General features: G+C 70.7%; 7 protein-coding genes. 4 read left to right on the plus strand and 3 right to left on the minus strand.

Features of this window, described 5'->3' with window-relative positions; translation table 11 throughout:
• Positions 1–33: 33 nt before the first annotated feature.
• Positions 34–2,211 carry an RNA polymerase recycling motor ATPase HelR gene (gene helR / locus ACFP2V_RS34825; protein ID WP_381219402.1) on the minus strand — a complete coding sequence of 726 codons (2,178 nt, stop codon included), beginning with the start codon at positions 2,209–2,211 and terminating at the stop codon, positions 34–36.
• A gap of 694 nt (positions 2,212–2,905) precedes the next feature.
• Here helR and ACFP2V_RS34830 point away from each other — a divergent pair.
• Complete coding sequence (locus ACFP2V_RS34830) at positions 2,906–3,580, plus strand: lamin tail domain-containing protein (protein WP_381219404.1); 675 nt, start codon at positions 2,906–2,908, stop codon at positions 3,578–3,580.
• A gap of 303 nt (positions 3,581–3,883) precedes the next feature.
• Here ACFP2V_RS34830 and ACFP2V_RS34835 read toward each other — a convergent pair whose 3' ends face one another.
• Positions 3,884–5,221, minus strand: a complete 1,338-nt coding sequence (locus ACFP2V_RS34835; RefSeq protein WP_381219406.1) for an NAD-dependent succinate-semialdehyde dehydrogenase — start codon at positions 5,219–5,221, stop codon at positions 3,884–3,886.
• Between the two features lie 133 nt (positions 5,222–5,354).
• Between ACFP2V_RS34835 and ACFP2V_RS34840 the strand changes: the two genes are divergently transcribed.
• Together ACFP2V_RS34840 and hemB are read left to right on the plus strand one after the other, a co-directional pair.
• Positions 5,355–5,996, plus strand: a complete 642-nt coding sequence (locus tag ACFP2V_RS34840) for a TetR/AcrR family transcriptional regulator (protein WP_381219408.1) — start codon at positions 5,355–5,357, stop codon at positions 5,994–5,996.
• Positions 5,997–6,112: 116 nt separating this feature from the next.
• Positions 6,113–7,108 carry a porphobilinogen synthase gene (gene hemB, locus ACFP2V_RS34845; RefSeq protein ID WP_381219410.1) on the plus strand — a complete coding sequence of 332 codons (996 nt, stop codon included), beginning with the start codon at positions 6,113–6,115 and terminating at the stop codon, positions 7,106–7,108.
• Positions 7,109–7,548: 440 nt separating this feature from the next.
• On the opposite strand, the gene argS is transcribed toward hemB, so the two are convergent.
• Complete coding sequence (gene argS, locus ACFP2V_RS34850) at positions 7,549–9,315, minus strand: arginine--tRNA ligase (protein ID WP_381219412.1); 1,767 nt, start codon at positions 9,313–9,315, stop codon at positions 7,549–7,551.
• A gap of 172 nt (positions 9,316–9,487) precedes the next feature.
• On the opposite strand from argS, the gene lysS reads away from it, so the two are divergent.
• Positions 9,488–10,993 (plus strand): lysine--tRNA ligase (gene lysS, locus ACFP2V_RS34855; RefSeq protein ID WP_381219414.1); only part of this gene is annotated, 1,506 nt, incomplete at its 3' end.

Consider the following 10,993-nt stretch of genomic DNA (forward strand, 5'->3'; position numbering starts at 1 on the left):
CGGCACAGGTGGCCTGGCCGAGGGAGCGGAGCGTCAGGAAGTGAGGACGACCAGTTGCTGGGTCGCCCGGGTCATCGCCACGTAGCGGTCGACTGCTCCCTCGATGCCCTCGCCGAACCTGTCCGGGTCGACGAGGACGACCAGGTCGAACTCCAGGCCCTTCGACAGTTCCGGGGTCAGGGAGCGGACGCGGGGCGTCGAACGGAACGTGGGGTCGCCGATGACGCAGGCGATGCCGTTGCCGTCGGCGTGGTCGACGAGCCAGGTGTCGAGGATCGCGTCCAGGTCGGAGACCGGGCCGTGGACGACGGGGAGGCCGCCTGCGCGGATGGAGGTCGGGACGTTGGCGTCCGGGAGGGCGGCGCGGATGACCGGCTCGGCTTCCGTCATCACATCCTGCGGTGTGCGGTAGTTGATGTTCAGGGAGGCGACGTCGATGCGGTCGAGGCCGATGCGCTGGAGCCGTTCCTGCCACGACTCCGTGAAGCCGTGCCGGGCCTGGGCGCGGTCCCCGACGATGGTGAAGCTGCGGGACGGGCAGCGCAGGAGGAGCATCTGCCATTGGGCGTCGGTGAGTTCCTGGGCCTCGTCCACGACGACGTGGGCGAACGGGCCCGCGAGCACGTCCGGTTCGGCCGTGGGCAGGGCGCTCCTGTCGATCAGGCTGTCCCGCAGGTCCTGTCCGTGCAGCATCGTCACCGCGCCCTCGCCGTCGTCGTCGGAGGCGATGACGTTGTCGATGACGCCGGCCATGCGTTCGCGCTGGGCGGCGACGGAGGCGTCGTGGCGGCGCTTGCGCAGGGACGACTTCGGGTCGCCGAGCCGCTGCCGGGCCGCGTCCAGGAGCGGGAGGTCGGACACCGTCCAGGCCTGGGCGTCCTCGCCCTCGCGCCGCAGGCGCTTGACCTCGTCGGGGCCGAGCCAGGGGGCGCACATGCGCAGGTAGGCGGGGACGGACCAGAGGTCGGAGACGATGTCGGTGGGTTCGAGGAGCGGCCAGGCGTTGTTGAGGGCGGTGACCAGTTCGTGGTGGGCGCGCAGTGCCCGCTGGAGCAGGTTCGGCGGGACGTCGTCGCCGTGCTTGTCCCCGAGGATCGTGACCAGCTCGTCCCAGATCTGGTCGCGGGCCTCGTTGTGCGGGGTGCCGGGTTCCGCCGCCTGGAACGCCTCGGCCCAGTCCTCGGCGGTCAGGGGGACGGAAGCCCAGGGGGTGGTCACCGTCATGCCCCGGGCGGGCGGGTCCTCGTAGAACCGTACGGCCGTCTCGATCGCCTTCACCATGTCGGCGGACGACTTCAGGTGGGCCGCCTCCGGGTCCGTCTCGGCCGTCGCCGTGGCCCCCTCGGGGACGAGGTCGCGCAGGGTGCAGGTCTGCACGCCCTCCTCGCCGAGGCTGGGGAGGACGTCGGCGACGTACGCCAGGTACGGCTGGTGCGGGCCGACGAACAGCACGCCGCCCCGGCGGTGACCGAGGCGGGGGTCGGAGTAGAGCAGGTAAGCGGAGCGGTGCAGGGCGACGACGGTCTTGCCCGTCCCCGGGCCGCCGTCGACGACCAGGGCGCCGCGCGAGCCCGCGCGGATGATGGCGTCCTGGTCGGCCTGGATGGTGCCGAGCACGTCCCGCATCCGGGCCGACCGGTCGCCGCCCAGGCTGGCGACGAACGCGGAGTGGTCGTCGAGCGCGGCGGCATGCCCCTCGAGGCCGTCGGCGGTGAAGACCTCGTCCCAGTAGTCGCTGATCCGGCCGCCGGTCCAGCGGTACCTGCGGCGGCTCGCCAGCCCCATCGGGTCGGCGTGGGTGGCCGCGAAGAACGGCTCCGCCGCGGGGGAGCGCCAGTCGAGCAGCAGACGGCGGCCCGTGCTGTCGGTGAGGCCGAGCCGTCCGATGTACAGGGGCTCGGAACCGTCCGCGCTCACGATGTGCCCCAGGCACAGGTCCAGGCCGAAGCGGCGCAGGGCGCGCAGGCGAGCGGACAGCCGGTGCACCTCCAAGTCCCGGTCCATCGCCTCCCGCCCGACGCCGCCGGGCGCCCTGAGCATGGCGTCACGGAGGCCGGACAGCTCGGCGATCGCCTGCTCCAGGCTCTCCGCGATGGCCACGAAGTGCGCCTCGTCGCCGGCGATCAGCTCCGGGTCGGCCTTCGCGGAAAGACGCTCGGGGAGATCGAAGACGCTGGTAGGGCTGATGGTCGAGTGGTTAGTCGGCTTCACGATGAGCGATTGTGCGCCATGCCGGGGGCCTTGCCGCAATCCCCCCGGTGCGCTATACGTTGAAAGTGGCGGGGGAGTGGGTTCTCCATGTCCTTGCCTTCCTGCAATCCTCTGGCAGCGCTCCCTCGTCGGCCCTCCTCACCGCCTCGATCGTCACCGCGGGTGGGCAAGCCCTCCTCGCCATGGCGCGGTGCCTCGGGCGTGCCCTCCGTGCTCACGTCCTTCAGCGCTCACTCGATGTCTCCGGACCAGGCGCGCTCTTCGGCGCCGGGCCGCAGCCCGGGATCGGGCCGGCAACGCACGCCGTTCCTGGCCCTGCGGAACCGGGTGCAGGGAGGGCGTCCACCCCCCGTGCCCCGTCGGCCTTGTTACCCACTTCCGGGTGAACGTCAAGGTGGCGAGCGTGGTGGCGTACCAGGGCGCGACCCTGGCTGAACGACGACGGACCCGGACAGGCCATGGGTCGATGCATAGTACATCGAACCGAACTCCGCATTCGAACGATATATGTGCATCCTGCAACCGAGTATTGCGGATATGTCCGCATTCCGTCACCTGTAGGGGGGCTTCCTACGAAAGAACCTGCTACGGCGGCAGAGTGTGGGACCTCGGCAGTCAGCCGGGACGTACCACTCGGAGAGCGCCGTCCGCCCATACGCGGGGTGGGCCGGCGCACGAATGCGAAGGGGACCACGTGTCTGCTTCTTCCGCCGCTCGCCGTCTGACCGCTGTCGCCCTGGTGACCGGTTCCGTCGTGGCGGCCGCCGCCCTGCCGGCGTCCGCAGTCCAGAACAGGGCCCCCGACCGTCAGCAGGTCGTCATCAGCGACGTCCAGTACAACGCTCCCGGCCCGGACACCCGCAGCAACCGTTCGCTGAACGGCGAGTGGGTGGACATCACCAACCGGTCCCGCCAGAGCGTCGACCTGAAGGGCTGGACCCTGCGCAACAGCAAGGGCGACAGGTACACCTTCCGCCACCTGCGGTTGAACGGCCACTCGACGGTCAAGGTGCACACGGGATCCGGCCGTGACACCCGCCATGACGTCTACCAGGACCGTCGCGGGCACATCTGGGACAACCGCTCCGATCGGGCCACCCTGTCGGACCGCCGTGGCTCGGTCGTCGACACCGAGAGCTGGGGCCGTGGCCGCGACCACGACCGTGGTGACGACCGTGGCCATGACCGTGACCGTGACCGCGACCGTGGTCATGACCGCGACCGTGACCGCGACCGTGACCGCGGCCATGGCCGTGGCCGCGGCCACGACCGTGGTGACGAGCGTGGCCATGACCGTGGCCGCGACCGCGACCGTGGTGACGAGCGCGGCAACGACCGCGGCAACGACCGCGGCAACCACCAGCGCTGATTCACCGTCCCGAGGGCGTGTCACGGCAGTCGGCCGTGACACGCCCTCCGGCGTTCCTCGGGCCGGCCTGTGCGGCGGGCCCGCGCAGCGTCATTGCCATGAAACCGGCAGGATTCCCGGCACGGGAGTGGCCGACACCGTCGTACCGGTCGGCTCGGCTCTCAAGGGTGAGCAGTACGCGAACGAGCTGTGACGCCACAAGAACACCGCGGGCCCTCAGCGGCAGTACGTCCGCACAGAGGACGACAGCGCTTCTCCTGGGCCGTCTGCCCGCTGCGGGCCTGGGGCCATGGCTGACAGAGGTTACCGGGCCACCGTGCGGATGAGCTTCTTGTTGACGAACTCCTCGGTGCCCGGGCGGCCGAGTTCGCGGCCGAAGCCGGAGCGCTTGATGCCGCCGAAGGGGAGTTCCGCGCCCTCGGCGCCGACGCCGTTGACGAAGACCATGCCGGCCTCGATGCGGTCGGCGACGCGTTCGGCCTGGGCGGGGTCCGTGGTGAAGAGGTAGGAGCCGAGGCCGTACGGCGTGTCGTTGGCGATGCGCAGGGCGTCGTCCTCGTCGCTGGCCGGGAAGACCATGGCGACCGGGCCGAAGAGTTCCTGGCGGGCGGCCGTGTGGTCGGTGGTGAGGCCCGTGAGGACACCGGCCGGGAAGTACGCGCCGTGGCGCTCGCCCTCGGTGTGCAGCGTGGCGCCCTCGGCGACCGCCGCGTCCACCTGGCGGCCCAGGTTCTCGGCCGCCGCCGCCGAGGACAGGGGTGCGCCGGTCGCGCCGGCCAGCAGGCGGGCGGTGAACTTCTCCACGAAGGCGTCGTAGAGGTCCTGGACGACGACGAACCGCTTGGCCGCGTTGCACGCCTGACCGGTGTTGTCGAGACGGGCGGCGACGGCGGAGTCGACGACCGCGTCCAGGTCGTCGGTGGACAGCACGAGGAACGGGTCGGAGCCGCCCAGCTCCAGGACGACCTTCTTCAGGTGGCGTCCGGCGATCTCGGCGACGGCCGAACCGGCCCGCTCCGAGCCGGTGAGCGAGACGCCCTGGACGCGCGGGTCGGCGATCACCTCGGCGATCTGCTCGTTGGTGGCGTATACGTTGACGTACGCGCCCTCCGGGAAGCCCGCCTTCGTGAACAGCCGCTCCAGCAGGGCCGCGGTGGCCGGGCACTGCGGGGCGTGCTTGAGCACGATGGTGTTGCCGATGGCGAGGTTCGGGGCGGCGAAACGGGCCACCTGGTAGGCGGGGAAGTTCCACGGCATGATGCCCAGCAGTACGCCCAACGGGCTGCGCCGGATGACGGCGGTGCCGGGGCCCGAGGTGACGTCGAGCGGTTCGTCGGCGAGGAACTTCTCGGCGTGGTCGGCGTAGTAGTGGTAGATGTCGGCGCAGAAGCCGACCTCGCCCTCGGCCTCCGCGAGCGGCTTGCCCATCTCGCGCACGATGCTCGCCGCCAGTTCGGCCTGGTGCTCCGTGTGGAGATCGCCCAGTCGGCGCAGCAGGGTGGAGCGTTCGGTGACGGTGCTTGTACGGCCCCACGCGGTGGCGGCGTGGGCGGCGGTGACGGCCGCCTCGACCTCGGCGTCACTGGCGGTCGGGTAGAGCTCGGCGACTTCGCCGGTGGTGGGGTCGGTGACGGCGTACATCAGCGCTCCGGAGAGAGTGGGGGTGCGGGTGGCATGGCAGCGGTGTTGTGGGGCGGCTGAGGCCGCCGAGGCCGCACATATTGGGTGTATGCCACATTGTCTTATTGGTCGCTTACTCAATAACATCTCCGGCATGACGTCAAGGGGTCCGGAAAAGCGTGTCCGCAAGGCGCCGGCCGAGCGCCGCAGCGAGATGGTCACCGCCGCCGCGCGGGTCGGACTCGCCGAAGGGCTGGAGTGCGTCACCCTGCGCCGGGTCGCCGACGAGCTCGGCGTCCGGTCCGGGCTCGTCGGCCACTACTTCCCCGCGGCCGACAGACTCGTCGCCGAGGCCTTCACCAGCGCCACCATGGCGGAGCTCGACAGCCTGCTGCCGGAGATGTCCGCCGACCCCGGCCCCGGCGGTGCGGTGCGTGCGTTGCGGCGGCTCTTCTCGCTCACCTCGAGCGCCGACTTCGACAACGTCAGCAGGCTCTGGCTCAACGCCCGGCATCTGGCACGCTACCGGCCCGTGCTCCGTGATCACGTCGTCGAGCAGGAACTGCTCTGGTGTCGGCGCATCGAGCGGCTCATCGCCGCCGGGGTGGAGGCGCGGGACTTCCGCTGCGCCGACCCCTGGGCCGCGGCCGCGCGCATCCTCGTCGCGATCGACGGGACCAGCGCCTACGTCAACACCGGTGCCGGACACCGTGCCGCCCCGATCGCCGACATGGCCCGTACCCTCGCGGAAGCCGAGCTGGGGCTGGTGTCCGGCGCACTCCTCGCGCGGCCCTGACAAAGGGGCGGCGGTTCCGGCCGGGGCGGGCGCCTTCCGGCGGCCGTCGGCGGTTCCGGCGCGGGCCGACTCGGCGTCGGCAAAGGCATGGGGCGGGCGGGCGTAGCGTGGGAGGTATGACGACGTACGGATCTTTTCCCGGCACCCGCCCCCGGCGTCTGCGGACCACCCCCGCCGTGCGCCGGATGGTGGCCGAGACCCGGCTGCACCCCGCCGACTTCATCCTCCCCGCCTTCGTGCGCGAGGGGGTCGGTGAGCCGGTGCCGATCGAGGCGATGCCGGGCGTGGTGCAGCACACCCGGGACACCCTGAAGAAGGCGGCCGCGGAGGCCGTGGCGGCGGGGATCTCCGGGATCATGTTGTTCGGCGTGCCCGAGGAGTCCAAGAAGGACGCCCTGGGCACCCCCGGCACCGACCCGGACGGCATTCTCCAGGTCGCCCTGCGGGACGTACGGGCCGAGGTCGGGGACGACCTGCTCGTCATGTCCGACCTGTGCCTCGACGAGACGACGGACCACGGGCACTGCGGAGTCCTGGACGAGAAGGGCCGCGTCGACAACGACGCCACCCTGGAGCGGTACGCCGAGATGGCGCAGGTGCAGGCCGACGCGGGCGCCCACGTCGTCGGGCCCAGCGGGATGATGGACGGGCAGATCGGCGTCATCCGTGACGCCCTCGACCAGATCGGCCGCGAGGACGTCGCGATCCTCGCCTACACCGCCAAGTACGCCTCCGCCTTCTACGGGCCCTTCCGCGAGGCCGTCGGCTCGTCGCTCAGGGGCGACCGCAAGACGTATCAGCAGGACCCGGCCAACGCCCGTGAATCCATGCGTGAGCTGGCGCTCGACCTCGCCGAGGGCGCCGACATGGTGATGGTCAAGCCGGCCGGCCCCTACCTCGACATCCTCGCCAAGGTCGCCGACGCCGTGGACGTGCCCGTCGCCGCGTACCAGATCTCCGGCGAGTACGCGATGATCGAGGCCGCAGCCGAGAAGGGTTGGATCGACCGGGACCGGGCGGTCCTGGAGTCCCTGACCGGCATCAAGCGGGCCGGCGCCCAGAACATCCTCACCTACTGGGCCACCGAGTTCGCCCGGAAGCTCGACGCGTAACGCGGAGGGCGGGTCGGCGGCGCGGGTCGGCGTACGGTCGCCTCGAAGCACTCCTCCCGCCGTGTCTGCCCGACGGGTTGGAAGCAGGCCCGTACGAGAGCGCCCGGAGCCGTTCTCGTCATCGGGGTGTAGAGGTACGCCTTCGCGTCCAGGGCTTCCAGTGCCGGCTGCGGGCGCACTGGAGCTACACCGACTCGATCGACGGGGAACTCGGCACCAACAGGGGGAAGGCCCTTCAGCGTCACCTCGAGGCGCACCACGGCTACACCGGAGCGAGCGACGGAATCGCCGGTTCGGGCACCCAGGCGGCGTTCAAGACCTTCGCCGACTGGTGCGGCGACACGTACGGGGCACCGCCCGGCACCGACTGCCGCGGCCCGTCCTCCCAGCGGGGAGAGGACGGGCCGCGTGCCTGCGTGTGCCGGCGGAGGCGAGGGCGTTCAGAGCCGCTCGGGCGTCCTGATGCCCAGCAGTGCCATGCCCCGGTGCAGCGTGCGGGCCGTGATGTCGCACAGGAACAGGCGGTTGGCCACCTGGTCCGGCGTCTCGGCCTTCAGCACCGGGCACTTGTCGTAGAACGACGTGTACAGGGACGCCAGTTGGTACAGGTACGCGGCCAGCTTGTGCGGGGCGTACTCGCGTGCCGCGTCCGCCACCGTCTCCGCGAACGCGTCCACGTGCAGGCCCAGCGCCCGCTCGGCCTCGTGCAGGGCCAGCTCCGGGTGCGCGGACGGGCGTACGTCTTCGGGAGCCTTGCGCAGGATCGACTGGATACGGGCGTAGGCGTACTGGAGGTACACCGACGTGTCGCCGTTCAGCGAGACCATCTGGTCGAGGTCGAACTTGTAGTCCCGGTTCGCCGACGTCGACAGGTCCGCGTACTTCACCGCGCCGACGCCCACCTGGGTGCCCCGCTCGGCGATCTCCTCCTCGGACAGGTCCTGCGCCTTCTCCCGGACCACCGCGGAGGCGCGGTCGATCGCCTCGTCGAGCAGGTCCACCAGCTTCACCGTCTCGCCCTCACGGGTCTTGAACGGCTTGCCGTCCTTGCCGAGGACCGTGCCGAACGCCAGCTGGACCGCCTTCACGTCGTCGCCGAGCCAGCCGGCCCGGCGCGCGGTCTCGAAGACCATCTTGAAGTGCAGTGCCTGCCGGGCGTCCACCACGTACAGCAGGGTGTCCGCCTTCAGGTGGAACACGCGGTCCCGGATCGCGGACAGGTCGGTCGCCGCGTAGCCGTAGCCGCCGTCCGACTTCTGGACGATCAGCGGGACCTGCTTGCCGTCCGGCCCCAGGACGTCCTCGAAGAACACGCACAGCGCGCCCTCGGAGCGGACCGCGACACCCGACTCCTCCAGCAGGCGGCAGGTCTCGGCGAGCATGTCGTTGTAGCCGGACTCGCCGACGATGTCCGCGTCCTGGATCTCCATGTCCAGCTTCTCGAAGACGGAGAAGAAGTAGATCTTCGACTCGTCGACGAACTTCTGCCAGATGGAGAGCGTGTGCGGATCGCCCGCCTGGAGGTCGACCACCCGGCGCCGGGAGCGCTTCTTGAACTCCTCGTCGGAGTCGAACAGCTTCCGCCCGGTCTTGTAGAGGCGGTCCAGGTTCGACATCGCCTCCTCGCCGGAGACTTCGCCTCCCTTGTGGTCCAGTTCGTGCGGGTGCTCGTCCAGATACTGGATGAGCATGCCGAACTGGGTCCCCCAGTCGCCGATGTGGTGGCGGCGCACCACGGTCTCCCCGGTGAACTCCAGGAGCTGGACCACCGCGTCGCCGATCACGGCGGACCGCAGATGGCCGACGTGCATCTCCTTCGCCACGTTCGGCTGGGCGTAGTCGATCACCGTGGTGCCGGGGTTCGAGGTCACCGGCACGCCGAGACGCCCGGTGTCCGCGTACCGCGCGGCGAGGTTCGCGGTGATCGCCCGGTCGGCGATCGTGATGTTGAGGAAGCCGGGGCCGGAGACCTCGACGTCCTTGATCAGCTCGTCACCGGTGACGACGTGCGAGACGACCTCGGCGGCCAGCTCCCGCGGGTTCGCCTTCGCCTTCTTGGCCAGCGCCAGGATGCCGTTGGCCTGGTAGTCCGCCCGGTCGCTGCGTCGCAGCAGCGGGTCCGCGCCGGCGGCCTCGGGCCGGGTGGCCGAGAGCGCGGACGCGAGATGCTGCTGGACGGAGTCGCTGAGGGACGTGACCGAGGCCATGGGGTGGCTGCCGTTCTGCTCGGGTTGTGGAGCTGTTGACCACTGGAGGTGACTACTACTGAAGCCGAGTATCCCACGCGGCGAAAAGCGGTTTTCGCGGATGCGGTCCGGGCTGGGAGAATGGAGAGGCCAGCCGTACGACCGTATGGGCTGCCCGAGCAGAAAGAAGGACGTGCCGATCGTGGCTCAGAGCACCGAGACCACCGACTGGGTCTCCCGTTTCGCGGACGAGGTCATCGCCGAGTCGGAGCGTCGGGCCCCGGGCAAACCGGTCGTCGTCGCGTCCGGCCTCTCCCCCTCGGGTCCGATCCACCTGGGCAACCTGCGCGAGGTCATGACCCCGCACCTGGTCGCCGACGAGATCCGCCGCCGCGGCCACCGGGTCCGGCACCTGATCTCCTGGGACGACTACGACCGGTACCGCAAGGTCCCGGCCGGGGTCGAGGGCGTCGACGAGACGTGGTCCGAGCACATCGGCAAGCCGCTCACCTCGGTCCCCGCCCCCAAGGGCTCCCCGTATCCGAGCTGGGCCGAGCACTTCAAGGCGGCCATGGTCGAGTCGCTCGCCGAGCTGGGCGTGGAGTTCGACGGGATCAGTCAGACGGAGCAGTACACCTCCGGTGTCTACCGCGAGCAGATCCTGCACGCCATGAGGCACCGCGGCGACATCGACGCGATCCTCGACCAGTACCGCACCAAGAAGGCCCCGGCGAAGAAGCAGCAGCAGAAGGCGGTCGACGAGGCCGAGCTGGAGGCGGCGGAGGGCTCCGGGGCCGCCGCCGAGGACGACGGCAGCACCGGCTCCACCGGCTACTTCCCGTACAAGCCCTACTGCGGCAACTGCGAGAAGGACCTCACCACCGTCGCCTCCTACGACGACGACACCACCGAGCTGACCTACTCCTGCACCGCCTGCGGCTTCTCCGAGACGGTCCGGCTCAGCGAGTTCAACCGCGGCAAGCTGGTCTGGAAGGTCGACTGGCCGATGCGCTGGGCGTACGAGGGCGTGATCTTCGAGCCGAGCGGGGTCGACCACTCGTCGCCCGGTTCGTCGTTCCAGGTCGGCGGGCAGATCGTCGGCATCTTCGGCGGCGAGCAGCCCATCGGCCCCATGTACGCCTTCGTCGGCATCAGCGGCATGGCCAAGATGTCGTCCTCACGCGGCGGCGTGCCCACGCCCGCCGACGCGCTGAAGATCATGGAACCCCAGTTGCTGCGCTGGCTGTACGCGCGGCGCCGGCCCAACCAGTCCTTCAAGGTCGCCTTCGACCAGGAGATTCAGCGCCTCTACGACGAGTGGGACCGGCTCGACGCCAAGGTCACCGAGGGTTCCGCACTGCCCGGCGACATCGCCGCGCACTCCCGCGCGGTGGGCACGGCGGGCGGCGCCCTGCCCAGGACGCCCCGGCCGCTGCCGTACCGCACCCTCGCCTCCGTCGCCGACATCACCGGCGGGCACGCGGACCAGGCGCTGCGCATCCTCAGCGACCTCGACCCCGACCACCCGCTCGCCTCGCTCGACGAGGCCCGGCCGCGCTACGACAAGGCCGAGGCGTGGATCTCCCTCCACGTCCCGGCCGACCAGCGCACCATCGTGCGTACGGAGCCGGACGAGGAACTGCTGAAGTCCCTGGACGAGCAGGGCCGCAGGTCGCTGCGGCTGCTGGTCGACGGGCTG

The organism is Streptomyces incanus, from assembly GCF_042656345.1.
Taxonomy (GTDB): Bacteria; Actinomycetota; Actinomycetes; order Streptomycetales; family Streptomycetaceae; genus Streptomyces; species Streptomyces incanus.

Bases quoted from the DNA above. Each gene is read 5' to 3' on its own strand.
- ACFP2V_RS34835 (WP_381219406.1), bottom strand. From the start codon at position 5,221: ATGTACGCCGTCACCGACCCCACCACCGGCGAAGTCGCCGAGCTCTAC.
- ACFP2V_RS34840 (WP_381219408.1), top strand. From the start codon at position 5,355: ATGACGTCAAGGGGTCCGGAAAAGCGTGTCCGCAAGGCGCCGGCCGAG.
- hemB (WP_381219410.1), top strand. From the start codon at position 6,113: ATGACGACGTACGGATCTTTTCCCGGCACCCGCCCCCGGCGTCTGCGG.
- argS (WP_381219412.1), bottom strand. From the start codon at position 9,315: ATGGCCTCGGTCACGTCCCTCAGCGACTCCGTCCAGCAGCATCTCGCG.